We start from the raw sequence: 25,976 nt of genomic DNA, 5'->3' as shown, positions 1-25,976 counted from the left end.
ATTTCTTGACCATAAAAAGTCGCGGCTAGCTCGGATATCGGTGTGCCGCCGGAACCAGTTTTGTTGCCGAAACATTGTCCTGCCTTATCGAGCCGCGCATCTGCGGGGATACGCGTTCGGGAGGCTCCAAGACGACCTCCGCGCCGCGCGGCGGCGCGTCGCACATCACGTAGATCCGACTCGGCGTGATTCCCGTCCGCAGCGACTCGCCCCGAGGCGGCATGCGCCAAGGCGACCTGCTAAAAAAAATTGCGAACGTAAGGAGAACCCGGCCATGGTACGCCTATTTGCCATGGCGCCAAAAAGGACCTCCCATTGGATCAGGAAACAGGCCGGCTCGTACGCAACCGCAACGAATGGGCCTGCGTCGGCTATCGCAGTATAGCGCGTGACCTGTACAGTCGCGTTCAGACGCGATGCTCCGCGCTCATTCCGGACAGCAGCCTTCCCGAATTCAGCACCACGCTCAGACTGCTGGCCAGCATGGCGCAGGCAGCGGCAACCGGGGTCACCATGCCGCTGGAGGCCAGCCCCAGCACGGCCACGTTATAGACCATGGAGAACGCCAGGTTCTGGCGCACCACCCGGACGGTGCGCCGTGCATGCCGCCAGGCGGCGGCAACCTGCTCGACGCCGCCGCTCGCGATGACCACCCCTGCCGTGGCGACCGCCGCTGGCGCGGCACCCTGAACCGCGATGCCGCAGTCGGCTGCGGCCAGGGCAAGCGCGTCATTGACACCGTCGCCGACGAACACCGCGGGTCTGCCGGCCCGTTCGAGGACCTTCACCTTGTCCTCGGGCAGACAGTGCGCGTGGACATGCTCAGGCCCAAGACCGACGGCTTGCGCAACCTGGGCCGCGGCGGCCGCACTGTCGCCGGTGACCAGGCGGGTGCGGATGCCCGCATCTGCAAACGTGCGCAGGGCCTCGGCGGCGCTTTCCCGTATGCGGTCCTGCAACAGGATGGCGCCGATCCATGTTCCGTTCCGCGCGACTTCGACCCTGGTGCAGCCTGGCGGCGCACTTGCCGGCAGGGCCACGCCCTGCTCTTCGACAAAACCCGCGCTGCCCACGAGTACCGTCTGATTTCCGTCCTTGCTGCGCCAGGTGCAGCCGCGCGAATGGCGTTGCGCCAGCCCCTCCCCGGCGCTGCCCATGCCTGCGGCCTCGGCCGCCGTGCGGATCGCGCGCGCCACCGGGTGCGCAATGTCAGCTTCCGCCCGCGCCGCCAGGGCCAGTACCTCGGCGGAAGCGGCGCGCTGCGAACCGATCACCTCGCGTACTTCAAGCATGCCTTCGGTCAGCGTGCCGGTCTTGTCGAACAGGATTTCGCGCGCACCGGCAAGCGCTTCGAGCGAAGCAGGATCGCGCAGCAGGATACCCTGGCGCGCCCCACTTGCGGTCGACGCGGCATACGCCAGCGGCAGCGCCAGCCCGACTGCACAAGGACAGGCCGCTACCAATACCGACAGGGCACGCAGCGCCGCCTGCACCGGATCTCCGCTCGCGCCCCAGGCCAGTGCGAAACTGGCCGCCGCCAGCACCAGCGCACCCGGCACCAGCCAGCGCGCGAACCGTTCCGCCTGCATGGCGGCGGCGCTTTTCGTACCGAGCAATTCGAGCATGCGCACGCCGATGCGGTCGATGAAACGTTGGCCCCAGGGCTGCTCGACGCGCAGTACCAGCCGCGACGACACGTTGATGGAGCCGGCAACGATGCTGTCGCCGGGCGCGACCGGCAAGGGAGCCGACTCGCCGTTCACGATCGCCGCATCGACCTCGCCTTCACCTTCGACGACCGTGCCATCGACCGCGACGCGCTCGCCCGCGTGCACCAGCACCAGGTCGCCCGGACCGACCCGGTCCGCGGCTTCCTCCGTCGGGACGCCGTCGGCGCCGATCCGGCGTACCGTTTCCGGCACCGCCTGGCGCAACGCATTCACCGCCACCGAGTTGCGCCGCCGTGCGTGCAGTTCGATCAGGCGGCCGCACAGCAGAAAACTCACGAGCATCGTCGCGGTGTCCGCGTACACATCGGCGCTGCCGCGCAGCAGCGACCATGCCGAGAGCAGGCAGGACGCCAGCACGCCGGTCGACACCAGCGCATCCATGCCGGGCACGCCGGCGCGCAGGGTGCGCCAGCCGGCGCGATAGAAGGACAGGGCCGACCAGCTCACCACTGGCAGCGCGGCCAGGCAGGCGGCGAGCGCGACCCACCAACCCTGGGGCGAGGCGGCCAGCCCGGCGTCCAGGTACAGCGCCACCGATCCGAGCATGCTCCACATCCCGAAAAAGCCGGCCACCGCCAGCCGCATCCAGACCGCGCGCGCCTGGGCATCGATCTGCCGCTCCAGTTCCTGGGATTCGACCAGCGGGACGATGCCGTAGCCGAGCCGCTCGACGCGTGAGAAGACTTCATCGAGGTCGACGCGCTCCGGGTCCCAGCGCACCAGCGCCGAACCGCCCGCAAAACTGGTGCTGGCCGCGGTCACGCCGGGCGCGCGCGCGATCGTGCGCTCGACGGCCAGCGCGCAACTGGCGCACCACATGCCCTCGATGCTGACCACCATGCGCCCGGCGCGGCGCAGCGCCTCGCGGTCCATGCCGGCGAAGGCCGCCTCCACCTGCTTAACCCTTGGCCGGACTGGCCGCGCTGGCCGAGGTGGCGCGGGCCACGCCGACGCCGAGGATCCTGCCGTTCACTTCCTTGCCGTAGTAGCTCTTTTCCTTGTTGTGGAAACGCACCCGCGCCTCCTCGATCGTCCCGGTCTGGCGCGGATCCTTCGGCCGCTCGTGGCTGTTGATGTAGGCCGCCGCGTCCCAGGCGTCCTGGTCCGACAGGCTGTACGGCTTACCGAGCGGCATGTTGGCCTTGATAAAGCCCGCCGCGGTATCGATGCGCGACATGCCGGCGCCCCAGTTGTAGGCTTCCGGCCCCCACAGCGGCGGGAAGCGCAGCTTGCCGCTCTCGTCCTTGCGGCCCTGGCCGTCGGCGCCGTGGCACAGTGCGCAATTCTGCGCGTAGACCCTGGCGCCGCGCGCGTGGTCGTAGCCCTGCGGCGTTTCCTTGACCTTGATGTAGCCGCCGCCGCGCATCTTCTCGCCGGTAGGCGCGCCATCGGCAAGCCAGTACATGTAGATCATCAGGTCCTTGTAGATGTCGTCGCCCGGCGGCGGCGCCTTGCCGGCCTCGGAAGCCTGCGCGTTCATCGAATAGTTGAAGCAGCCGTTGATCCGCTCTTCCAGCGTATTGACCTTGTTGTTCTTGGCCCGGTATTTCGGGTACTGCACGTAGGCCGCCCACATCGGCGCCGAATTCTCGCGCCGTCCCGCGTCGAGGTGGCACTGGGCACAGGCCATGCTGTTGCCGACATAGCGCTGGGCATACTGCGGCGTGTGGATGAAGATGTCGCGGCCGCGCCGGATCGCGTCGCCTTCCGCACCGTCGGGCATCTCGCTCTCGGATGGCGGCACGAAGTAGCCGTCCGGGCCGGTCGGCTGCAGCGGCGCGGCCACCTTGCCTTCCTTGTCCTTCTTGCGCTCGGCACGCGCGGCGAGCATCGCCTTGCGCGCTTCCGCCCCCGCGGCTTCGCGCGAAACGGCCGGCGCCGGCGTCTCGGGCGTGAAGCCCGCAGCGGTCTGGAAACTGCGCCAGGCGCCGGTCTGGACCACCAGGGCGCCAAAGGCGAACAGCACCAGGCCGCCGCCGGCCGCGGCGGCCAGGCGGCGGGCGGTACTGCCCAGGGCGTAGGGAGACTGCGTCGTGGTTTTTTTCGGGTCGTTCATATTCTGTCGGGTTCAAGCGTTGGCATCACAGCGTGGAGGCGGAGCGCGCAGCGCCTTGCGCCACCGTGGCGGGCGGCGTGGCGGGAGGTATCGCGGCCGGCGGCATCGAGCCGAGGTAGTCCGCAACGGCGCGCATGTCGTCGGGGTTCATGCGGCGCGCGATGTCATCCATCAGCTTCTGCGGCGAGTTCTTGCGCTCGCCCGCATGCCATGCCGCCAGCTGGGCGAAGATGTAGTCGGGCTGTTGGCCGGCCAAGGCCGGGAAGCCGGGCGCGACGCCCTCGCCGCTCATGCCGTGGCAAGAGAAGCAGGCCGGGACGTTGGATTTCCAGTCGCCTTTTTCGGCGATCAGCCTGCCGCGTTCCAGGTTGCCGCCCAGGCTGGGCGCCAGCGTGGTGCGCAGCTCGATGCCGGCGTAATAGCGCGCCAGCTTCTCGATATCCTGATCGGTCAGTGCGCGTGCCACGAAGGCCATCGACTCGTTGTGGCGCAGGCCCGAACGGAAGTCCTCCAGCTGCTTGGCCAGGTAGGCGGCCGGCTGGCCGGCCAGGCGCGGCGTGCTGAGGCTTCCCTCGCCGGCCGCACCGTGGCAGGAGGCGCAGCTCCAGGCCTGGCCCTTGCCGGCGGCGACGATCTGCAGCGTTGCCGCATCGGCCTCGCCCAGGCCGCGTGCCGCTGCCGGCGGCGCAAGCGCAGCCCGCACCGCGGCCGGGGCCTGCTGTTGTTTGGCCTGCAGCGCCCGCCGCTGCGCCTGGTACTCGGACACATAGGTCAGCAGGCCCCAGAAGGCCAGCGCGAACACGAGCGCCACCACGAACAGGGGAACCGGGCGCGTGCGCTCCCATGGATCGAAGGCCTCGTCAACTTGCGGCGCTGCCGGGCGCTTGCCTGGATCGTTCTCGTTCATCGCTGTTCTCCCTTGGACAAGGCGTAGCCTTCGTCGCGGACGGCTTCGCCCGCCGGCGCCGCCGGATAGGTTCGGTTCAGTCCCTGCAGGTAGGCCGCCAGGTCGAGCGCTTCCTGGCGCGCCACCACGACCTCGCCCTTCGGCTGGAACTCTGGGGGCAGCTTGACGACGACATCGCCCGGCGCGGCGTGCTTCTTGCGCTCGAACAGGTAGGGGTAGGCGGGCATGATGCTCCAGTCGAAGATCGCACGCGGCTGGTACAGGTGGGTCAGGTGCCAGTCGCGGCTCGGCAGGCGCGCGCCGACATTGAGAAGGTCGGGACCGGTTCGCATGGTGCCCAGCTGGTGCGGGCGGTCATGGGCGAAGTCGGCCGCGGTCGGAGGCCGCCCCCAGCCTTTCGACAGGTCGGCCAGGGTCTGCCCCGCCGCGCGCGGCTGCTGGCTGTGGCAATAGACGCAGCCCTGGTTGATGTACTGCTGGCGTCCCGCCAGTTGCTGCGGCGTGTAGTCGGCCAGGCCGGGCGCCGGCGCCTGGTCACGGATCTGGGCGCCGGGGATCACCACCAGCATCAGGGTCGCGAAAGCGAGGATGGCGATGGCGCCGACGAAAATCGGAATGAGGCGGTTCATGGATCAGGCTCCAGCGTTGGCAGCGGCGGGCGCCTCGCCGGCGATGGCCGTGCGCAGGGTGCCCTTGCCCATCAACAGGGCGGCGATGTGGAAGGCGAACACCAGGTGGCCCAGTGTCATCAGGCTGCCGCCAAGCGAGCGCGCCTGCAGGTAGGGGATGGTCGCCCGTGTGACGGACTCGAACGAACGGCCCGTGTCGAGCAGCCCCACGCCCTGCAGCCATCCGCCCGCGGAGACCGCCAGGAAATACACCGCGAAGCCGCCGACCACCAGCCAGAAATGCAGCTTGAGCAGGCGCGGCCATGGCCAGTCGCGCCCGGTCAGGTAGGGCAGCATGTAGTAGAAGGCGCCGAACAGCACCATGCTGGTGAATCCGTAGGCACCCAGATGGGCATGGCCGACCGTATAGTGCGTGAAGTGGGTGACCGAGTTCACCGGGCGCAGCGCCTGTAGCGAGCCCTGGAACGAGGACAGCGTGTACATCAGCGCGCCCAAGGCCACGAAGCGCAAGGCCACCGACTGCTTCAAGGCCCAGGCGTTGCGGGCAACCGTGGTGTGCTGGTTGATCGCGACCGCGATCACCGGGATGAACATCATCACGCTATGGACGATCGACAGCGTCACCAGCCAGGTCGGCACCGGGGCGCCGATCAGGTGATGGATGCCGACCTGGCTGTAGAACAGCGCCAGGCCCCAGAAGCCGAGCAGCGACAGGCTGTACGAATAGACCGGCTGGCCCACGATCTTCGGGATCATGTAATAGGCGGTTCCCACGCCGAGCGGGGTCAGCCACAGGCCGAGCACGTTGTGCGCGAACCACCAGTTCACCGTGGCGTGCTGCACCCCGGCATGCAGGCCAGGCAGGTTGGCGATGAGGTACAGCACCGGGAACCACACCAGGCCGCCCAGGAAGTACCAGCCCGACACGTAGATGTGGTGCGACTTGCGGTGGCGTGCCGTCATCACCAGCGGGAAGGCCAGGCAGGCACCGCCCACCGCGAGCAGCAAGCCGATCTGCCAGGGGATCTCGAGCCATTCGACGCCTTGGGTGTAGCCCAGGCCGATGGCAGTCACACCCATGCCGACGCCGATGGTCCAGACCATGGCGCCGAACATGGCGACGCCCGGGTGACGCAGTGGCGTGTGGAAGATGCGCGGTACGATCCACAAGGCCGAGGCGATGCCGGCGACCGACAGCCAGCCGTAGGCGACCAGGTTCAGGTGCATGCTGCGCATGCGTCCGAAAGTGAGCGGCGCGTGGCCTACGAGCCAGTCCGGCAGGTGCAGCTTGAGCGAAGCGATCACGCCGAACACCGAGCCCAGCACCAGCCAGAACGCCGCCACGGCCGCCATCAGCAACACGGTGCGGCGCCCGGCGACGTCGATCCGTTCACGGATCACGTCGAAGCGGTGGGCATGGGAGCCTTGCGGCGCACGGCCGAAAGCGGTGGTGTCGTCGGGCGCGGCGGTCTCGCCCGGCTCGAAGATCGTGGAGGCATCGCTTTGCGACAGTGCGAACTGGCGGCGGGCGATGGCCCAGATCAGGAAGCCGAGCGCGGCAAGCGACGCGCCGAAGCTCAGCGCGAGCAGTAGTCCAATGGTAATGGGCATGGCCTTGAAATGGTAGCGGGCTGCGCCAGGCTGGACACTGCCCTGTTCACGGGTTCGCAAACTCGGAACCGCGCTGATTGTCGAACAGGTCACGTCATCGACGTGTGCCGTGTATTGATTACGGGCAATTCTTCGTTGCGGAGTGGGATGCTACGCGGCGCCGATTAAGGCAGGATTAAGGAATGCCGTCGTACCGGACTGTCGTCCGTGACCGGGAATGGCGCGGGCGCTGCCACGACCTGCGTCCGCATTATTGTTTAACGGGAATTTAACGTCGACTGGTGCAGAATGATGTTGGGCAAGACATATCAAGTCGTGCACGCTGTCCGCTCATCGAACGCCACAATAAACGTCTTCATAAATGATTGAACAACATGTCTGAGGAAACAAACGACAAGCAAGCATTCCTGGTATCGGTGCTGATTCCGGCAAAGGACGAGGCCGGCAACATCGGGAACCTGGTGGACGAGGTTCATCGCGCCCTCGCCGGCCGCTATTCGCATGAGGTAGTCCTGGTCGACGATGGTAGCAGCGACGACACCGGCGCTGTGTTCCTGCGGCATTGCCAGCAATCGGGCACGCCGGCGCGGCTGATCCGCCATGCGCGCAGTGCCGGGCAGAGTACGGCACTGTGGACCGCCGCGCGCCACGCCGCCGGGCGTTTTTTCGTCACGATAGACGGTGACGGCCAGAACGACCCGGCCGACATTCCGGCACTGGTGGCACAGGGGCTGACCCTGGAAGAGAAGCACCCGCATTTCTGCATTGCCGGCTTCCGCAAGAACCGGCGCGACACGCGCTGGAAGAAACTCCAGTCGCGCATCGCCAATGCGGTGCGCCGCAGCATACTCGACGACGGCGTACCCGATACCGGCTGCGGCCTCAAGCTGGTGCCGCGCGAAACCTGGCTTGGCCTGCCCTATTTCGACCACATGCACCGCTTCGTGCCGGCGCTGGTCAAGCGCCTGGGCGGCGTTATCGCGGTAGTGCCGGTGCACCATCGGCACCGTACCGCCGGCGTATCGAAATATACCGCCTGGAACCGGCTGTGGGTCGGCATCGTCGACATGTGGGGGGTCAGCTGGCTGATCCGGCGCAGCAAGCTGCCGCTGATCGAACGCATGGAAGTGCGGCAATGAAAGCCGAACTGAAACTGCTGTTCAAGCCGCTGCTGCTGAGCTGCCTGCTGGCGCTGGGCTTTGCCTCCCTCCATTTCCAGTGGTGGGGATCCTTCACCGAAATGGACCTGCTGGACCGGCTGTTCGAACGACATTGGACGATTGCCTGGCCTGTTTTCGTGATCATCGGCGTCGTGTACACCGCGCTCGGGGGCCCGCGCCAGCTGCTCGCCTTCAGTTGCGGTTACTTGATGGGGGGCTTGGCGGGTGCGCTGCTGAGCACCCTTCTTACCGGATTCGGCGCCCTGCTGGCGATCTACTGGGTGCGCAATATCGGCATGGAGCGCATGCTCAGGCGCCATGGCGAACGCGTCGCCTTCATCCGCAGGCTGCTGGCGGAGGACACCTGGCTGTGGATCTGCACGGTACGCCTGATGCCGGTCGGCAGCAACCTGGCGACCAATATCGCGGTGGCGCTTGCCAGGCTGAGCATACCGGCGGTGTTCTGGGGCAGCCTGCTGGGCTACCTGCCGCAAATGCTGCTGTTCAGCTTTGCCGGCGCAGGCCTGGCCTTGCAGGACGAGCAGCAGCTCTGGATCAGCCTGCTGATGCTGGTGCTGTCCACGGCGCTCGTGCTCTATCTCTACCATCATGGCTTCAAGCAGCGGCTACAGGAAATCCGAGGACAAACGCATGCAACTCCCATCCAATCCCAGTGCTAGGCAAGACGCAAGCTGGTGGCCGTGGATCGCTGCCCTGCTGATCGTGGTCCTGTTCGCCGGCATCGGGCTGCGCGACCCCTGGCCTGCCGACGAGCCGCGCTTTGCCCAGGTCGCCCGCGAAATGGTGGAATCGGGCCGTTGGCTCTTCCCCACGCGCGGCGGCGAGTTCTATCCGGACAAGCCGCCCGTCTTCATGTGGCTCATCGCGCTCTTCTACCAACTGACCGGACAACTGAAGATCGCATTTCTGCTGCCCAGTGCGCTGGCGGGCCTGGGGACGCTGTGGCTGGTATTCGACCTCGGGCGGCGCCTGTGGGGAGAGAAGGTCGCGCGTTCGGCTGTGCTTGCGCTCGCGTTCACGCCGCAGTTCCTGCTGCAGGCCAAGGGCGCGCAAATCGATGCGCTGGTCTGCTTCTGGATCACCCTCGGCTGCTACGGACTGCTCCGTCACTTTCTGCTCGGTCCGGCCTGGGGCTGGTATGCCGCCAGTTGGGTGGCGATGGCCCTGGGCATCGTGACCAAGGGCGTCGGTTTCCTTCCCGCACTGATGCTGATACCGCTGGCGATCTGGGGCCGCCCCGCCACCGCGTCCGGGCGGCAGGTCTGGTCCATGCGCGCGTGGTGGGGACCGGCCCTGTTGCTGGGCACACTGGCGCTGTGGCTGGTGCCGATGTGGATCGCGGTCGAACGCATCCAGAGTCCGGAACTGCTGGCCTACCGCGACAACATCCTGCTCAGGCAAACCGCTGAACGCTATGCCAATGCCTGGCATCACATCAAGCCCTGGCACTACTACCTGACGATTGCGCTGCCGAGCATGTGGTTTCCGCTGGCCGTGCTGTTCCTGCTGCGGCTGCGCAGCATCAGGAAGCTGTGGCCCTCCAGCGCCGCGCTGCGCGTACTGCTGAGCTGGGTTGCACTGGTGTTGCTCTTCTTTTCCATCAGCCCCGGCAAGCGCGAGGTCTACATCCTGCCCGCGCTGCCGATGTTCGCCCTGGCGCTCGCCTACGTCTGGGAACAGGCGCCGGCAGAAGGGCGCCGCGGCACGGCTGTCGTGTTGCGTGCGGCGCTCGCGATCATGGGGCTGCTGCTGATCCTGCTTGCGGCGGTCGCGCTGTTTGCCCCCGAGCACCTCCCGTCCCGGGCGGACGACTATGCCGACGCCGTCGCGGCGCTGGCTCCGGGCTTGCTCGTCCTCGGACTGGCGCTGTCGGGCATTGTCTGGCTGTTGCGCAAACGCGCATTGTTCGAACAGCTCGCCCTGGCCAGCGTGCTGACCTGGCTGTTCGTCTCTTTCTGGCTATGGCCCATCCTCAACCCACTTCGGACGCCGCGCGCCATCATGCAGGAACTCGAACGACGCCTTGCCCCGGAAGCGGAAGTGGGCATGCTCGAGTTCAAGGAACAGTTCCTGTTGTTCGCAGACCGGCCTCTGGTCCACTTCAGCTATCTGGCGCCGCTGCCGCGGCAGGAATGGAATGCCTGGCGCTGGATGCGCGCAGACCCGACGCGCGTGCTCCTCCTCCCCGATGGCCTGGCCTTGCGCTGCTTCGACCTGGCGAAGAAACGCGTTCTTGGCGAAGCCCATCGCCGCAACTGGGTTCTGCTCGATGCCTCGTCCGCACGTGAAAGCTGCGATGCGGCTGCCGATCACGCCCCCTACCGCTACGTACCGGTGAAGAAGGATATCCTTCAGTGAATCAGGGCGGAACGACGGGTGCCGGGTGCTGGTCGACGGCGCCGCCAGGCTTCATCGGCTGCTGGGATAATTAGACGCTATCGGCCGCTTGCATTCGATTTGGTTTAACGCGATCTTAACGGCGCCTTAACGCCGTCCTAACGGCGCTTGTCCTAAGATCGCCCTCCACTTTCCCCTATGCACTATTCGCTTCCCCTGCGATGGGAGACTTCCTGTCTTAGCGGCGGTCCACGTCAACCGCGCCTGCCTGGAGTGCGGCAGTATTTTTGAGCGACTGACAACCCCATCCGCAAATATCTATGAGCAATGCATTGCCTGGTAAAACCTCGATCTTTCATCACTGTGCGCACCGTCTTGCACGGTCAAGCAGCTGGGCAGGCCCCTTTGCCGGCACGCTCCAGATGCTGCTCATCGGCCTGGTCATCCTGTCGCTATCCAGGTTCGCGCTGGTCGCATGGCAGTGGGACCGCGTCGAAGCGGCCGCGATCCCGGCTTCGCTGTTCGTCCAGGGCCTGCGCGCGGACCTGATCCTGCTGGGGTACTTCGAGGTGCTTCCCCTGTTGCTGGCCCCCTTGCTCGCCTACCGCTCGTTCGCACGCGTGTGGAGGACTGTGAGCATTGCCTGGGGCACTGTTGCTCTTATTTTCATCTTGTTTATGGAATTGTCCTCGCCTCAATTCCTGATGCAATACGACGTCAGGCCGAACCGCCTGTTCATCGAGTACCTTGCCTACCCGAAGGAAGTGTTCGCGACGCTGTGGAATGGTTTTCGCATCGCGGTGGTGACCGGCGTCGGATTGACGATCGGCCTCGGCCTGTTGATTTTCGATCTGCTCAGGCGTGCTTCGCCCGGCATAAGCATGTGGCCCGCAAGGAAACTGCTGCTCGTATGGCCGGTTCTGTGCCTGATCGTACTGATGCAGATCCGGTCGACCACGGGGCACCGCCCAGCCAACCCGGCCTTCTTTGCGCTGACCGGTGACGCGATGGTCAATTCGCTCATCATCAACTCGGCATGGTCGGTGCTGGACGCGCTCAACTCCCTGAAGAAAGAAGCAGTCTCCTCCGACATCTATGGGGCATTCCCGCGGGAACAAGTTTTTCGAGAAGTTAAATCAGCGCCCTGGCTGCACGGCTATACGTTCAGCAATACCGACACTCCGACTCTACATTTCCAGCAAGCCGCCATCGCGCGAAACCGGCCGCTTAACCTGGTAATCGTCCTGCAAGAAAGTCTGGGCGCGACCTTCGTCGAGTCGCTGGGCGGACTGCCAGTGACGCCGGAGCTGGAAAAGCTCAAGAGCGAAGGCTGGTGGTTCGAGCAGCTCTATGCGACCGGCACCCGTTCGGTGCGAGGCATCGAAGCGGTCGTGGCCGGCTACGCACCGACGCCCGCCCGCAGCGTGGTCAAACTCTCGCTCGCGCAGCAAGGCTTTTACACGATTGCGGCAGGACTGAAACAGCAGGGCTATCATACTGAATTCGTGTATGGCGGCGAAGCGCATTTCGACAATATGCGCAGCTTCTTCACCGGGAACGGATTCCAGCGCGTGGTCGACATACGGGAAATGCGTCCGGCCTTCACGGGAAGCTGGGGAGCGTCCGACGAGGACTTGTTCAACAAGTCGCTGGAACGCCTGAAGGAACTTCATGCCCAGGAGAAACCGTTCTTCAGCCTGATTTTCACCTCATCGAATCACGAACCGTTTGAATTTCCGGACGGAAAAATTACGCTTCACGATCCGGTCAAGCAAACGGTGAACAACGCCGTCAAATATGCGGACTACTCGCTCGGGAAATTTATCGCCGAAGCGAAGAAGCAGGCGTACTGGAAAGACACCCTGTTTCTCGTCGTTGCCGATCATGACAACCGCGTCTACGGCAATAGTCTGGTGCCCGTCAAGAAGTTCCATATCCCGGGACTCATCCTGGGGGCGGACATTGCACCGAAACGGATTGGAACGATCGCCAGCCAGATCGATCTTGGACCGACCCTGCTGTCATTGATGGGCGTTTCGAGCATGCATCCGATGATCGGCCGGGACTTTGCAAGAGACAGCAGCACCCCTGGCCGCGCCATGCTCCAGTTCGATAATTATTTCGCCTGGCTCGAAGACGGGTCGGCGACGATCCTGCGTCCGCGCCAGCATCCACTGCTTGGAAACTATGATGCCCAGAGCGGAAAACTGGATCTTCAGGCGGGTGCGCCCGACAAACTGCAAGTGAGCAAGGCAATGGCTCACGTTGTTCTGCCCTCGCTACTCTACCGCGAGCGCAAGTACACCTTGCCCGAACGAGGGCCTTGAATAGCGCTCGCTCGATGGCAATGGTCCTCCATCGGAGGACCATTGTGCTTACTTCAGCAAAACCGGCGCCACGATCACGGTCCAGGTGACTGCCGCAACGGCCACCGACAGGAATACCGCCGCGCTGCCCAGATCCTTCGCGTTCCTGGATAGAGGGTGCCGTTCCAGAGAAATGCGGTCGACGACGGCTTCGATCGCGGAGTTGAGCAGCTCGACAATCAATACCAGCGCCAGCACCAGTACCAGGGCCAGCTTTTCCAAGACCGACACGGGAAGGAGCAATGCGACGAACAGCGCCGGAACCGAGACGAGCAATTCCTGCCTGAACGCGTGTTCGTACTTCCACGCGATTCTGAGACCCCGGGCGGAATAAGCTGACGCGGCCACGATGCGAGCCAGACCGCTGGTGCTCTTGAATTCACTGACCTCTTGCTTGTCCTGAAGCATGGTTGTAGACCTTTTGGAATAGTCGGCTTCGCGATTTGTAAGCGAGCCGGGTTAATCAGTTGGATTCGGAAATGTCCGTTTCAGGGTCGAGCCTGTGCCGCTTCTGCGTTGCGGCGGAAGCCGACGGGGAAATCACGGCAGCGCCGGCTTGCCTCCCCTGAAGAACAAGGATGACGAGGACCACGGTCGCGCTTGCGATCCAGATCGACCAAAGGCTGTGGGTGAGGAAATGGGCACCGCGCAGTTGCTGCAAAAGCCCGAGAAAGCTGCCGGCAGCGATACCCGAAAAGGCCGCTATCCGGGCTGCGCGAGCCTGAGCAGGTAGCCAGTAGACCGCCAGCGACAACAGCCACAGTGCGCTCGAGGCGTGGCCAGCAGGAAGGCATTGGCCAGGAATCGCGCCGTCCGGCAGTATGTCGAAGATCCGGACATAAGGCTGCTCCCCTCCGTAACGAGAAAGGTCCCATGGGCAGTGCGATGAACTGAGCTGCTTCAGCAAGCTGATCACGGCCGGGACCAATATCGCGGACGATGCGACGATACGCAGGCGTAGCCGGCCCAGGACACACAGTCGTGGCAAGGGCCGGAACGCATCGACCGCCGCACACCCGATAAAGGCCAGCGCCGCGAGCGTCAGCACCCGCTTCAAGATGACGTGTCCGAAAGTCTCGGTGAGCCATGCATCGCGCCAGGGAAAAGTATTGCTGGCGGCGTCGAATACCGCATCGGCGAGCAGCAGATCAATATCGGAGTAACGTCCGATCCACAGCGTGGACACGGCTCCGGCGATGAGTGCGACAGCGATCCTTCGCGCCGCGCGATAGCCCAACAGTGTCGGGCAAGCAAGGTGACCAGGCCGACGCATCAGCCTCCCCTGACACAGGAATGGAACATGTCGAGCCGTGGATTGAGTACTGCGGTATTCACATCGAGCATCCCGAGGACGGAATGAAACACATTGTCATGCGAGAGCGGTTGCTGGCGCCGTTCGTTCAGGCAGCGTCGATCGACACGAAAGCGCTCGCTGAAGCCCGGCGACATCCACAGCATCATGGGCACTTCGGTCTGCTCGCGCGGCGCCAGGAAATACGGGGCGCCATGGAGGTACATGTTGTTTTCTCCAAGAGACTCTCCATGGTCGGAAAAATACAGCATGGCCGTATCGATGCCCCCGCGTCCCGCGATGCCGCGCAACATATCGATGGTCTTGCTCAGAAAGTAATCGGTGTAGACGATCGTGTTGTCATACGCGGCCTGGATGGATTCACGCGAACACTCTTCGAACCGGTTGGACGTGCACACCGGCCCGAACCTTGAGAACTCGCGTGGGTAACGGTTCGCATAAGCAGGGCCGTGGCTCCCCTTCTGGTGCAGCACAATGACGAGATCCCTGGTGCTGTTGCGGATCAGCTCAGGCAAACCTTCGAGCAAACGCTCGTCGTAGCACTCCTTAGCGCCACAATGGCTGTCAGGCCCCGCCGGCTTCGACAGATCTTCGTACTTCACACGGGCGCACACACCCTTGCATCCGGAGTTGTTATCGCGCCAGATGACGTCGAAGCCGGCGTGCGTGAGTACGTCGAGCAATCCTTCCTGGCTGGTGGCCTTCGACTGGCTGTACCCATCCCGGCCGAGTGCCGAAAACACGCACGGTACTGACACCGCGGTCGCTGTACCGCAAGAACGCACGTTCGAAAAATTGATCAGCCCCGCTTGCCGCGCCAACAAGGGATTTGTCTCGCGAGCATATCCGTTGAGCGAAAAGTTCGCGGCACGTGCCGTTTCGCCGACCACGATGACGGTGAGCGTTCTGCGCTCCTGGCCGGTCCAGGTCGCGCCCTTGACCGCGTCGCGGCCAAGGGGAGCCACGACGAGGCTGGCAGCCAATCGCTTGCGCAGATAGCCATGCGTCGCCTGGATAAAATTGGTGGGAGTCACGAGAAAACGCAGCTCCCGATGCTCGCGCAGTACTGGCGCCAGGCTCTTGAAACACAGGATGAGCAGCAAGGCCGCCAGCGCCAGCGATCCCGCCGCAATGCCGAAGCGCTGCATGAGTCCCTTTGGTCCTTGCGGGAAATGGATCCTGGCACGCGCAATCAGCAGCGACGGCAGCACGCCGAGCAGGCAGACCGTCGCCGCCAAATGCCAGCTGATCAGCTCCATCGCTTCGCGCGCATCCGTCTCGAAGACATTCTGGACCATGGCCTTATCGATGACGATCCCATAGGACGCCATGAAATAGCTGGCAGCCGATGCCGTCAGTATCAATGCGATCAATACCGGTTTCGCGACATAGCGGAAGCTCGCCATGGTCAGGCACGCGTTGAAGAACAGGACAAGCATGAGGAATGCCCCTGTCAGCAAGGGCAGCCTGTCCAGCGAGGCGCCGCCTGTAGCCTGTGTAAAGGTCGACCAGAATGTCTGGTTGCTGGCGCTTGCCAGCAACAGTGCAACCGCCAGCGTGAGAACCGGCGCATCAACCCGCCGTGCAAATAGTTTTTCCACTCTCGTATCCATTCAAAGCTGCCGCCCACAGGGCAGCTTGCTTGAAGGATAGAGACGCGCCTATGAGGGCATCGTCAAGGTCGCGTTAGGTTTGCGTGAAACCGGGAGGAAAGATGATCGAGAAGCGGCTGCCGCCGTCCGGACGGTTCGCGTAGTCGAGCGATGCACCCAGGTATCCGCAAATACGTCTCACCAGCGACAAGCCAAGGCCTGTCCCGGCCGAGCCACTGGAGGGAATGGCAGTGGCGCCCTGCCCCAAGGTTTGTCGCACCGCATCCGGCAATCCCGGTCCGGTATCTTCCACGATCACGCGCCCGGGCTCGAGCACGACCGTTACCGAACCCTGCTCCGTGTACTGGCATGCATTGCGTATCAGGTTCGCTATTGCAGACTTGCATAATTCAGAAGGCGCACGCACGCTGATCTCAGCACTACCCACACACAGCAGCTTGACAGGCTTGTGTGCCAGCATGGGCTGGTAACGTTCAACCTCGCGTCGCGCAATCTCGCTCACGGACACTGGTGCGAGCAAGCCGACTTCCGGTGCACGGGCCAGCATGAGCATGACACCGACGCATTCCGTGGCCTCTTGTGCCGCGCGATAGATGCGCTGTGCCGGTGCCTGGATTGCCGTGTCCTGGCTTGCTTCCAGCAGGATCTCGGCCGCCCCCATGATCACGGTGAGGGGCGTACGCAACTCGTGACTGACGTCGCCCGTAAAGAAGCGCTCCCGGTCGAGAACCTCCCGCAACTCGGTCGTATGTGCGGCCAGCGCCCGCGCAAGTACGCCAAGCTCGTCCCGGCGTTCGGTGAGCGGCAAGGTCGACGCTCCGCGCTCGACCGCTTCGACGAGCGCGCGAACCGGCCCAACGATCCTGCGCCCGACAAAACGGCCAAGGAAGACCGCCAGCAGCACAAAACCTGCAAAAAATCCCGCAAATACCGAATACACCAGCAGCTCGACCTTCTCGTAGTCGCTTTCATGATCGACGACGACATAGGGGCCACGCGCGTCCGCACCCGACAGCACATGCAGGCCGATGCCATCCACGATTGCGTCCGACACGCCGGCTGGCAGCCCGCGCAGCGATAACGGGATCTCTTCGCCACGGTGGAAACGCAAGCCAGCCGGCAGGTCCGCCGCCAGCCCCGCAGCTTCTCGTGGACGCGCCCAATTCTCGACTTCGGCCAGCCGGTTGTCGACCAGGTAGACCTCGATTCCTTCGACAGCCAATGCAGCCAGCACCGCAAAGAATACGGACAGGACGATGCCGAATAGGAGGAAGGCGGCGACGATCGGCCGGCTCAAGGAATCAGCCTGGCGCATCGGGAAGAACAAGCCGGTAGCCAACGCCGGGAACAGTATGGACCATGGGGAGGGCAAAAGGTTTGTCGAGCGCCTGGCGAAGCGCGTGGATGTGCGTACGCAAAGCATCGCTGTCAGGTCGGTCATCGCCCCAGACAGCCTGCTCGAGGTCATCGCGCGGGACGATCCGCGGAGCGGCACTCATCAGGCAGCGCAGCAAGACATAGCCTGTCCTGGTAAGCACGACTTTCTTGCCGTCGCGGGAAGCATCGAGCACATCGGGATCGAAGACCAGTCCGCCAAAGCGCAGCGCGCGCCCCACCAGCACCGATCCGCCGGAACGACGCACCAGGGCTCTCAGCCGGACCTCGAGCTCCACCAGGGAATAAGGCTTGACCAGGTAGTCGTCCGCGCCGCTGTCGAAGCCGGCAACCTTGTCGGGCAGGCTGTCGCGCGCCGTCAGCATCAGGACCGGTGTCGGTGCACGGAGCTCGGAGCGCAGTTTCCGGCACAGTTCCAGGCCATTCAAGCCGGGAAGCATCACGTCCAGGATGATCACGTCATACAGGCTTTCGGAAGCCAGGGCAAGCCCGCCGTAGCCGTTGCGGGCGGAATCGACCGTATATCCCTTTGGTTCCAGGAAGCCGTACAAATTTGCCAGGATATCCGGATTGTCTTCTACGATGAGGATACGCATCCATGCATTGTAAGGCGAAACAGTCCTTGTCGAGCAGGGTCCGGCCCGCTAAATTTGTTGCAGGAAGGCATGACGAACGCCATGCAGTGCGCGTACGGCAGCAGCAGACGTGACGCCGGCCCGGACGCACGGGCCCCTCGACCCGCCCTGGCCGTAGCTGTACGGCATTGCGCTCGCCCACCAGTGCAATTGTTCTTGCAAGCATTTGAACAGTCGGGCGATACTCGCCGCTCACGTATTCGAGATACAAGATCACGCAGAGACGATATGCACGCAGCAATGGGCACGACCGAGATTTTCCTGATCGCCATGGCGATCATTTTCAGTATTCCCTACCTGATCTGGCGCTTGGGCGACACGGACTATTACGCCCCGCTGGTGGTAGTGCAGATTATTACCGGCATCCTGCTCGGACCAGGCATTCTCGGCAGCGTTTATCCGGAATACTATGGCTTCGTGTTCAATCCCGAGGTAATCCAGTCGCTCAACGGCATTGCTTGGTGGGCCGTGATGATCTTCGTAATGGTCGCGGGCATCGAACTCGACCTGAAAGCGGCCTGGGCGCACCGCCGCGAGAGCATGATCACCGCGTCGCTCGCGCTGGGGACGCCGCTGGTGTTTGGCTGTATCGCCGCGCTCGGCATGCTGGGCTATGCCGGCTGGATCGGTCCGAAGGCCGAGAGCTGGCAATTCGTACTGGCCGTAGGCATGGCCTGCGCTGTCACGGCCTTGCCTATCCTGATATTGCTAATGGAGAAACTGGAGATCCTGCGCCAGCCGATCGGGCAGCGCATCCTGCGCTATGCCAGCCTGGACGATATTGCGATCTGGGGTGTGCTGGCCCTGATCCTGCTCGATTGGGACCGTGTCGGACGTCAGCTCGGGTTCCTGGCGGTGTTCGCACTGGCCACCGTGTTGTTCCGCAAGCTGATGGCCAAATTGCAGGAGACCGACCGCTGGTACGTCAGCCTGGTCTGGTTGGCGGCCTGTTCCTTCGCAGCCGACTGGGCCGGCCTGCACTACATGGTTGGCGCCTTCCTGGCCGGTGCGGTAATGGACGCGCACTGGTTCGACCAGAAGAAGATGGATCTGATGCGTCACCATGTGCTGCTGGCCTTCATGCCGGTGTTCTTCCTGTCCACCGGCTTGCGCACCAACTGGGCGATGGGTGGACCGGCCGTGTTCCTTGTCGCCGCCGTGCTCCTGCTCGCCTCGGTGAGCGGCAAGTTGGCCGGCACCCACATCGCCGGGAAGATCCTCAAGTGGGGTGGGGGCGAGGCATCCATCATCGGCTGGCTGTTGCAGACCAAGGCACTGATCATGATCATCTTCGTCAATATCCTGCTGGACAAGGGGATCATCACCAGCGAAACCTTCACGGCCCTGCTCCTGATGGCCGTGGGCAGTACCATGCTCACCGTTCCCATGGTCTACCCAAGGCTGCGGCGCGTTGCCGCCCTGGTGTTCAAAGCCAGCTGAATTTGCTACGGAAAATACAGGTACAGCAGCCACAATGCCACGCCCAGCAAGGGCGCGAACACGATCAGGAAGGGCGTGGTGCGCACTCCTATCAGATCGGGCAGCTGGATGCACCCGCGGTCACCCCAGGCCAGCACGTTCGAGCTGAGGCTTCTGGACAATTCGGCGTAGAGATAGCTGCCCGCCAGGAGTCCGGCGATCCCGGCGACGGCATCCAGATTCCCTTGTCCCAAGGCTGCGGCGCCTGTTCCTGGGCAATATCCGATCAAGGCAAACCCTGCTCCGAAGACCAGGCCGCCAAGCACATTGGCCGCATACTTCGTGGGTTTGAGCTGCAGCTTGACGAGTCCGAGAGCGTGCATGGCGAAAATGCCGATCATCCCGACAAGAATAGCCGCCAGCATGATTTTCATGACCGTGAAATCGGTCAGCAGAAGCGCCCCAAGCAGAACCTCGTACTTGGCAACGCCGCCTTTCTGCAACAGGAAACCGAAGATAATCCCGAAGAATAGACCCAATGCGAGCTGCCTTGGCGCGTCGCTTTTCCCGGCCCCGCCATCCGTGCTTCCTGGTGGCTTGCCGTGGTCAACGCCGGGCTTTGCGGATGTGTTATCCATACATCACCTGCGCTACCAGGGAACCGCCTGCGAAGAAGCATGCCAGCGCAATCCACGACCCGACCGACAATTGCAGTGCGCCGCTGATTCCATGGCCACTTGTGCACCCGCCTGCAACCCGCGCCCCGAACGCCATGATCACTCCGCCAACGAAAGCGACAGACAGACGCAGCGGTACAGAGTCTCCGAAATGCGCCTCCCACAGCGGGGGGATAACGCTGGCATGGAATTCGCCACCCGACAAGGCGGCGAAGAATGCCCCGACGACAATGCCGAATGCGAGCATGACTTCCCACTCGATTTTGGGAGTCTTATCCTGATAAAACGCCAGGGAGTCGGTGTGTTCCCTGGCGACCAGGTAGCCCAGCAGGCCGGCCATGCGTGCGAAAGCAGTCGACACGCCCAGCGGTTTGCTAGAAAAGTAAAATGTCGCCATCGAGAGGACGCCGATAAGGGCGCCGACCACATACGGATTCCATGCGCCGCCAGCCGTGTTCATGTCCGTCTCCTTCGCGCGTTATTCGACCTGATTCCTGTTTAATGGCAGTCCGAGCTTGTCCCATGCCGTTATACCGCCAAGCATGTTAAAGACGTTCGTATACTCGTTACGCCGAAGGATACTGACCGCAAGCCCGGAGCGATGCCCCACGCTGCAGTGGGCGACGATCCGGCGATCCTTGGGAATCGCGGGAAGGTTTTCTTCGAGATGGCCCACGAAGCTATGGTGCGCGCCCGGTATGTGTTTCTCCTTCCACTCCATGTCGTCGCGCACGTCCAGGATAGTCAGGTCCCCTTCCTCGTTCCAGCGCGCAGCCTCGCTGGCGCTCGTCGTGCCCGATGCTTCGATGGGCAGGCCCGCTTCGCGCCATGCCTCGACCCCGTTCACAAGCACTCCCTCGACGCGGTCGAGGCCGATGCGTGCAAGCTGTGCGATTGCTACAGGCGCCTTGGAGGGATGTTCCACGATCAGGAAGATCGGTGTCTGTTCGTCTGCGAGCCAGCCGCCGAAGGTGGACAGCCCCTCCAGCCATACGTTGTACGAGCCCGGAATGTGTGCGCCTGCGAAGGCATCAGGCGATCGGGTATCGATCACTACCCCGTCCCTGGCGCGCTCCTGGAATGCCTTTGGCAACAGCACGCGATCGGCGGGGGATGAGGGCACGGGCCGTCCTGCCTCCAGGTTGACCACTTCCATGTGCGAGAAATACGGTGGCCGCGGCAGATGTTCACCGTCCTTCTGCGCCATGAATTCCGCGCGGGTTTTCTTGAATACAGGATTGGTCGCACGTTCGATGCCCAGCGTTGACTCGTCGCGCTCGGAAATGTTCCCCCCACATGCAGATCCCGCGCCGTGCGCCGGCAAGAGGATCGCCTGGTCACCAAGCGGTGCCAGTTTCTGGTGCACCGAATCGTAGAGCAGTCCCGCATTTTCTGCGGTTTTTTCCGGGTCCGAAAGGTCAGTCCTTCCGGTATCACCCACGAACAGGGCATCTCCGGTAAACACGCCCCAGCACTGGTCGCCGGCGTCATTGGGATAGACCGCATAGGACATGCTCTCGGGCGTGTGTCCTGGGGTAGCCAGCGCGACGAAGCGCGTCGTTCCCACCGTGAATTCCTCGCCATCCGCTACCTGCACATCGACGCGGCCGAACAGGGGATGTTTGCCCGCCAGAATCTTGGCGCCGGTGAGTTCTGCCAGGCTTGCGGACCCGAACTCGAAATCCTCTTGGCGATGCGTTTCGATGCAATAGGCAATGCTCAAGTCATTGTCGCGTGCCAGTTGCAGATACTCTGCCACGTCCCGCCGCGGATCGACGACCACTGCAAGCCCGTTGCCGCATCCGAGCACATAGGCGTTGTGGCCTAATCCCTGCGTTTTAACCCGTTGAAAAAACATGTTCCGCTCCTTTCGTTGAGTCAGTCATGCCTGCGGGACGGCTGTGATTGCCGTCCTTACTGTCGCACAATGCGCTGCCGAGCAGCGCACATGTTGCGATGCGCAGGGCCTCCGTGCGTGTGGAATCGTTCGCCGTCGCCGATGCGCACGAGTCTCAAATCGGGCTCCATATAACCGTGCAGATCACTGATCTGCAAGATGGCCGGGCAGTGCTTCGTCGTTATCTTCATGGGCCCTTGACCTAGTGTCGCCACCCAGGATTAGCTGCACGTTAACGGGCGCGAGCGGGAAATGGTCGTGCCGCCAGATTTTCCCTGCCGCCCTCTGGTGCTTACCGGGCGACGGCGCCGAGCGGCTGTACCTCGACGATACCGTGGTGCGCGGCCGGAAGCGGCTTGACCAAGCGGATGCGGTCCAGCTCCAGCCCGCCTTTCGTCAGGCTCTTCCCCGGCAAAGAGTCGAGGTACATCTTCACGACGTCGGTGCCGTCCAGCGGTGCGCCCTTCTCGTCCTTTACCACCACGACCCCTTTGGCCGGCAGCCTGTTGACGAGGGCCGGAATCTCCTTGTACCAAAGTCCGGCCACGGTATAGGTCGCGTCCATGCGCATCGGCTTGCCATTGATGCGCATATTGCTCACACGCGAACCCTGCGGCGCCTGCGGGTTGAAATCCGCCGTCAGTCCGCTGATGCCCGCGGTCCAGCCATTGATCCATTCACCGGACCGGGCCTGCGTGTTCTGGGGATTGCCCTCGAGTGCTTTCTTGATCTGGATCCCGGTCAGCTCGCCGCGTGCGATCTGGGCTCCCATCGGCAGGAAGTGGTACAGATCCTCGAGCTTGATCGGCCCGGGCGCTACCGCCGTGCCATAGCGAAAGCCCGTGATCATGCCGAGCTGCGCCCCGCTCTGCCGGCGGAAGGCATCGGTCAGGAAGTCGTGCGACGAACCCTCGATCACCGCCGGCATGCGCTCGTTGCTGAAGTTACTGCGGTGCAGCGGTACTTCCGTCTGTCCGACCACGGTGTCGATCGGGTAGCGCAGCAAGGCGCCGCTGAACGGGTTGGCAATGGCGCCCGGTTTGAACGCAGGGCCGCTGACCAGCGGCGCCCGCACCTGCGCGACCATGGCGGCAATACGCTTGTCTTCGGCCAGCTGCTCCGTGATCCTGTGCGACACGTAGCGCCTGTCGGCGACCACGCCCTTGTGCACGCGCACCTGCAGTTCGCCCACCACCTGGCCGTCCATGCCCTGTTCCACGATCAGGGTGCCATTGCGGGACACTACCGGCTTCGGCGTGATCTCATGCTTGTCCGACGAAAGGATCACATCGACGCCAGGAATGGCATCGGCCAGCGTCAGGTTGCCGTGCAGGCCCAGCTCCGAGATAACGACGAGCAGGTCGACATCCTGCGCGCGCACTTGTTGTACGTACTTCGCATATTCTTCCTTGCCATCGGTGAAACGCAGGCCTGCCGTGACCTTCTGGTCACCCGCCTGCGGGCCGCGGTCCGAAGTAAAGCCTATGATGCCAACCCGAAGGCCGCCGACCTGCTTGATGAGGTAAGGAGGAGCTACGGTCTGTCCATTCTTTGCTTTCAGACCGGGATAGTTATCGTAGTACAGGTTCGCGATCACCGGGTTCCAGCGCGCTTTCGGGTTTGGACCGGTAAAGTACGACAGGAATTTGTCTGCCCCGTAGACATAATCCCAGTTGCCGGGCGCATAGGCGTCGAAGCGGAAGGCGTTGAGCACCTCGATCATCGCTTCCCCCTTGGTGAACAGTGCTTCGGCCCCGCCATGCAAGGTGTCGCCTGTATTGACCAGTAAGGTCTTTTCGGGATTGGCGTGGCGGATCTGTTCCACCAGCGTGTAGATGCGCGCAACGCCGCCTTCCGTCTTGCCCGCCGCGTCGCTGCGCACGCTTGCGTGTGGCACCAGGTGGCCGTGAAGGTCGCCCATGTGGATCAGGGTTACCTCGCCCGTACGGTCCGAGGCGCTCGCCTGCGCTCCCATGCCGAAGACCAGGCCCGCGAGGGCAAACGTCGCTGCTTTATGCAATTTCATTCGAAGCTCCTTGAGTGGCACTGCCCCGCGCAACGGTCAATGAGGACCTGCGCTGGAGCGCTGCCCAATCGTAAGCGGCCGCGATTAAGGCAGCGTTATCGGCAGTACGGATATGCCGGCAACGCAGTCCTGCACTGGGCAGTGTCCACTACCATGGAGGCGGCGGGCTTCAAGGCTTGATGTAGGCGTACCCCTCCTGTGACTGCAGTCGCGCCACTTCCGCAACACCGGACGGCACCACGGTCGCTTCCGGAAGCACCCGCTTGCGATCGATCTTGCGCCCCTCGAGGGTGTTATTGCATACCCGGAACTGGACCTTGCGGTTCGCGAGTTCCTGGACCACCGCGTCGTAGGGATTGCCGTTCTTGTCCTTGGCGTCCTCGAGCAGGAAGTCGATCCCGGCGCCATGGGTGACCACGACGATGCTGGCGTTCGGACTGGCGTTCAAGTGGTTACGGATATTGCCGAGCGCCTGCATGGCGTTGCTCGCGTCGCTGATGTGGTACACGACTTTCTCAGGCCGCCCAGCGGCGCCGGCGCTCACGGCAAGGCTCAGGAACAGCATGGCAGCGATTACACGGAACAGTTTCATATCGTCTCCTTTGATTGGTAAGCGGCGTTACTTCTGCTGCAGGCTCTCCCGCTCCATGAGCAGGAAGGTCCCGTAGGCGTTGATGCGGTTGGCCTGCGCAAATGCAGGATAGCCTGCGTACGCGCTCCAGTCGACCTTCGCATAGGCTTCGTCGAAGGTCGCCAGCTCCGCGACCGCCTCGCCCATCACCTTGCGCAGGAAAATCAGGTAGGAGCGAGTCAGCGCGAGGTCCTTGCCCGGATCGCGCGACACATCGCCGTGGCCGGGCACTACCACGGCCGGGGCCAGCGCCAGCATGCGCTCGAGTGCGCCCAGCCACACGCGGCTGTCGGCATCGCCCACGAAGGGCAGCCGCCCGGTGAAGAACAGGTCGCCCGCGAAGAGCAAGCGGTCTTCGACGACGGCCAACATGATGTCGTCCGGTGCATGGGCGCCGCTGGTGTCGATCACTTGGAAGTGCAGTCCGCCCATCTCAAACGCGATCGGCTTGCCTCGCGGGAAAGAGAGCCAGCGGTCCGCCGGCAGCAGGCGCGTGCGGCCATCGACCCACGGCTTGAGAGCTTCTTTGCGCTGCGCCAGGCGCAGTGCGGCCGTGTCCGAGGCCAGGTAGGCGCGGCCCTGCTCGTGCGCCCAGATCTCGGCACCCGCCGCCTTGAATGCCTGCAGTCCGTAGAAATGATCAGCATGGTAGTGGCTAACGATGACGCGGCGGATCGGCTGTTTCGTCACGCCGCGAATGGCCAGCACCATCGCCTCGCCCAGGGCCGGCGTGCCGAGCGCGTCGAAGACGACCACGCCATCCCCGGTAACCACGAAACCGGCGTTCGACATGAAGCCGGCGTTGGCGTTGTCGGCCATGCCGGAGTGCCCCCTGAACATGTACGCGTGTGCGCTGACCTTGATGGGCTGCAGCACCGGAAGCGGCGCCGCGGCGGCGCCGGCCGCCAGCCAGGACACGGCGGACAACACCAGCAGGAGGCGCCACACCCTGTGCGGGAGTGCCGCCGCGATACGAATCGACTGCATGTTCAGGTCCTTCTGCGCACGGTGGCGCATGTCAAGAAACGGGTCAGAAATTCAGGTCCTCGGCCACCGCCGCGATTCCCGCGCGTGCGCAGGTGTCGTCGGCGGCGCCACCAGGAGCGCCGGAGACGCCAATCGCGCCCACCAATGCACCGTTGGCCTCGACGGGAATGCCGCCGCCGACGGCCAGCACGCGGCGGATGTGCCGGATCCCGCTGGCCTCGGCGCCCTCCTTGGTGGACAGCGCGAGCGCCGTGGTGCCCATCTTGAAACTGGCTGCGGTCCAGGCCTTGTCGGCCGCTGCGTCCACCGTATGGCTTCCCGCCAGGCGGTCGCGAAGCACTACCTGCACTTGGCCGCCGCGGTCGGCCACCGCCACCGCCACCTGGTAGCCGGCCTGGCGGCATGCAGCCAGCGCGGCCTGGGCCATGCGCAGGGCCAGTTCGGGACGGCTTTGTTGCATAAATCAATTGAGCGCGTAGTACCCCAAACCCCAGACGGATTTACGGCATGGTCACCGCTACGGTCGTGGGCGTGCCCAAGCGCGTGAAGCGATTGAGGATGGCGGCA

The 25,976-nt window shown here is 63.8% G+C and carries 22 protein-coding genes; 5 read left to right on the top strand and 17 right to left on the bottom strand.

The genetic code is table 11. The features are described 5' to 3' along the window. Window positions 1–407 precede the first annotated feature (407 nt). The 5 genes from ACK4S9_RS18380 to ACK4S9_RS18360 are packed head-to-tail and all read right to left on the bottom strand — an operon-like array spanning window position 408 to window position 6,933. Window positions 408–2,603 (bottom strand): heavy metal translocating P-type ATPase, encoded by a 2,196-nt coding sequence (locus ACK4S9_RS18380; RefSeq protein WP_273161504.1) that lies wholly within the window; start codon window positions 2,601–2,603, stop codon window positions 408–410. 25 nt (window positions 2,604–2,628) lie between these two features. Beyond that, on the bottom strand, window positions 2,629–3,786 hold the full coding sequence (locus ACK4S9_RS18375; RefSeq protein WP_027867974.1) for a c-type cytochrome: 1,158 nt from the start codon (window positions 3,784–3,786) through the stop codon (window positions 2,629–2,631). 25 nt (window positions 3,787–3,811) lie between these two features. Then, on the bottom strand, window positions 3,812–4,693 hold the full coding sequence (locus ACK4S9_RS18370; RefSeq protein WP_273161505.1) for a c-type cytochrome: 882 nt from the start codon (window positions 4,691–4,693) through the stop codon (window positions 3,812–3,814). Further along, complete coding sequence (locus ACK4S9_RS18365) at window positions 4,690–5,322, bottom strand: cbb3-type cytochrome c oxidase subunit II (protein WP_027867975.1); 633 nt, start codon at window positions 5,320–5,322, stop codon at window positions 4,690–4,692. Before ACK4S9_RS18365 ends, ACK4S9_RS18370 begins: the two co-directional genes overlap by 4 nt. Window positions 5,323–5,325: 3 nt before the next feature. Next, on the bottom strand, window positions 5,326–6,933 hold the full coding sequence (locus ACK4S9_RS18360) for a cbb3-type cytochrome c oxidase subunit I (RefSeq protein ID WP_027867976.1): 1,608 nt from the start codon (window positions 6,931–6,933) through the stop codon (window positions 5,326–5,328). Between the two features lie 374 nt (window positions 6,934–7,307). Between ACK4S9_RS18360 and ACK4S9_RS18355 the strand changes: the two genes are divergently transcribed. From ACK4S9_RS18355 to ACK4S9_RS18340, 4 genes are all read left to right on the top strand, one after another. Further along, on the top strand, window positions 7,308–8,072 hold the full coding sequence (locus ACK4S9_RS18355) for a glycosyltransferase family 2 protein (RefSeq protein ID WP_156923908.1): 765 nt from the start codon (window positions 7,308–7,310) through the stop codon (window positions 8,070–8,072). Further along, the gene (locus ACK4S9_RS18350) at window positions 8,069–8,773 is read left to right on the top strand and encodes a TVP38/TMEM64 family protein (RefSeq protein ID WP_027867978.1); all 705 of its coding nucleotides are present in this window, start codon (window positions 8,069–8,071) and stop codon (window positions 8,771–8,773) included. Before ACK4S9_RS18355 ends, ACK4S9_RS18350 begins: the two co-directional genes overlap by 4 nt. Next, window positions 8,745–10,472 carry an ArnT family glycosyltransferase gene (locus ACK4S9_RS18345; protein ID WP_273161506.1) on the top strand — a complete coding sequence of 576 codons (1,728 nt, stop codon included), beginning with the start codon at window positions 8,745–8,747 and terminating at the stop codon, window positions 10,470–10,472. The genes ACK4S9_RS18350 and ACK4S9_RS18345 overlap by 29 nt, the downstream gene beginning before the upstream one ends. A gap of 299 nt (window positions 10,473–10,771) precedes the next feature. After that, window positions 10,772–12,778 (top strand): LTA synthase family protein, encoded by a 2,007-nt coding sequence (locus tag ACK4S9_RS18340; protein WP_273161507.1) that lies wholly within the window; start codon window positions 10,772–10,774, stop codon window positions 12,776–12,778. 48 nt (window positions 12,779–12,826) lie between these two features. Here the strand turns inward: ACK4S9_RS18340 and ACK4S9_RS18335 are convergent, their stop codons facing one another. From ACK4S9_RS18335 to ACK4S9_RS18315, 5 genes are all read right to left on the bottom strand, one after another. After that, the gene (locus ACK4S9_RS18335; RefSeq protein WP_273161508.1) at window positions 12,827–13,225 is read right to left on the bottom strand and encodes a diacylglycerol kinase; all 399 of its coding nucleotides are present in this window, start codon (window positions 13,223–13,225) and stop codon (window positions 12,827–12,829) included. A gap of 55 nt (window positions 13,226–13,280) precedes the next feature. Next, the gene (locus ACK4S9_RS18330; protein ID WP_290419602.1) at window positions 13,281–14,003 is read right to left on the bottom strand and encodes a phosphatase PAP2 family protein; all 723 of its coding nucleotides are present in this window, start codon (window positions 14,001–14,003) and stop codon (window positions 13,281–13,283) included. Window positions 14,004–14,089: 86 nt separating this feature from the next. Beyond that, entirely contained in the window at window positions 14,090–15,730 is a 1,641-nt protein-coding gene (locus ACK4S9_RS18325) for a phosphoethanolamine transferase (RefSeq protein ID WP_273161510.1), read from the bottom strand. Window positions 15,731–15,815: 85 nt separating this feature from the next. After that, window positions 15,816–17,057, bottom strand: coding sequence for a sensor histidine kinase (locus tag ACK4S9_RS18320; RefSeq protein ID WP_273161524.1), 1,242 nt, complete (start codon window positions 17,055–17,057; stop codon window positions 15,816–15,818). Continuing rightward, window positions 17,044–17,733, bottom strand: coding sequence for a response regulator transcription factor (locus tag ACK4S9_RS18315; RefSeq protein ID WP_273161511.1), 690 nt, complete (start codon window positions 17,731–17,733; stop codon window positions 17,044–17,046). The genes ACK4S9_RS18320 and ACK4S9_RS18315 overlap by 14 nt, the downstream gene beginning before the upstream one ends. Window positions 17,734–18,012: 279 nt before the next feature. On the opposite strand from ACK4S9_RS18315, the gene ACK4S9_RS18310 reads away from it, so the two are divergent. After that, window positions 18,013–19,212: a cation:proton antiporter gene (locus ACK4S9_RS18310; protein ID WP_370660072.1), complete on the top strand. Its 1,200-nt coding sequence runs from the start codon at window positions 18,013–18,015 to the stop codon at window positions 19,210–19,212. A gap of 5 nt (window positions 19,213–19,217) precedes the next feature. Here the strand turns inward: ACK4S9_RS18310 and ACK4S9_RS18305 are convergent, their stop codons facing one another. The 7 genes from ACK4S9_RS18305 to ACK4S9_RS18275 all read right to left on the bottom strand — a co-directional run bounded on the left by ACK4S9_RS18305 (window position 19,218) and on the right by ACK4S9_RS18275 (window position 25,869). Continuing rightward, on the bottom strand, window positions 19,218–19,829 hold the full coding sequence (locus ACK4S9_RS18305; protein ID WP_273161513.1) for a YeeE/YedE thiosulfate transporter family protein: 612 nt from the start codon (window positions 19,827–19,829) through the stop codon (window positions 19,218–19,220). Further along, a complete protein-coding gene (locus tag ACK4S9_RS18300) occupies window positions 19,822–20,328 on the bottom strand; it encodes a YeeE/YedE thiosulfate transporter family protein (protein WP_409728634.1) in 507 nt (168 codons plus the stop codon). Before ACK4S9_RS18300 ends, ACK4S9_RS18305 begins: the two co-directional genes overlap by 8 nt. A gap of 18 nt (window positions 20,329–20,346) precedes the next feature. Continuing rightward, window positions 20,347–21,726 carry an MBL fold metallo-hydrolase gene (locus ACK4S9_RS18295; RefSeq protein WP_273161515.1) on the bottom strand — a complete coding sequence of 460 codons (1,380 nt, stop codon included), beginning with the start codon at window positions 21,724–21,726 and terminating at the stop codon, window positions 20,347–20,349. A gap of 331 nt (window positions 21,727–22,057) precedes the next feature. After that, entirely contained in the window at window positions 22,058–23,791 is a 1,734-nt protein-coding gene (locus tag ACK4S9_RS18290; protein ID WP_273161516.1) for a bifunctional metallophosphatase/5'-nucleotidase, read from the bottom strand. A 169-nt stretch (window positions 23,792–23,960) separates the two neighbouring features. Continuing rightward, on the bottom strand, window positions 23,961–24,383 hold the full coding sequence (locus ACK4S9_RS18285; RefSeq protein ID WP_273161517.1) for a DsrE family protein: 423 nt from the start codon (window positions 24,381–24,383) through the stop codon (window positions 23,961–23,963). 27 nt (window positions 24,384–24,410) lie between these two features. Continuing rightward, window positions 24,411–25,409 (bottom strand): MBL fold metallo-hydrolase, encoded by a 999-nt coding sequence (locus ACK4S9_RS18280; protein WP_273161518.1) that lies wholly within the window; start codon window positions 25,407–25,409, stop codon window positions 24,411–24,413. A 43-nt stretch (window positions 25,410–25,452) separates the two neighbouring features. Next, entirely contained in the window at window positions 25,453–25,869 is a 417-nt protein-coding gene (locus ACK4S9_RS18275; RefSeq protein ID WP_409728629.1) for a GlcG/HbpS family heme-binding protein, read from the bottom strand. Between the last annotated feature and the right edge of the window lie 107 nt (window positions 25,870–25,976).

The organism is Massilia sp. (assembly GCF_046293535.1).
GTDB lineage: Bacteria > Pseudomonadota > Gammaproteobacteria > Burkholderiales > Burkholderiaceae_D > Telluria.
This window is presented reverse-complemented; position numbering and strand designations above follow the sequence as displayed.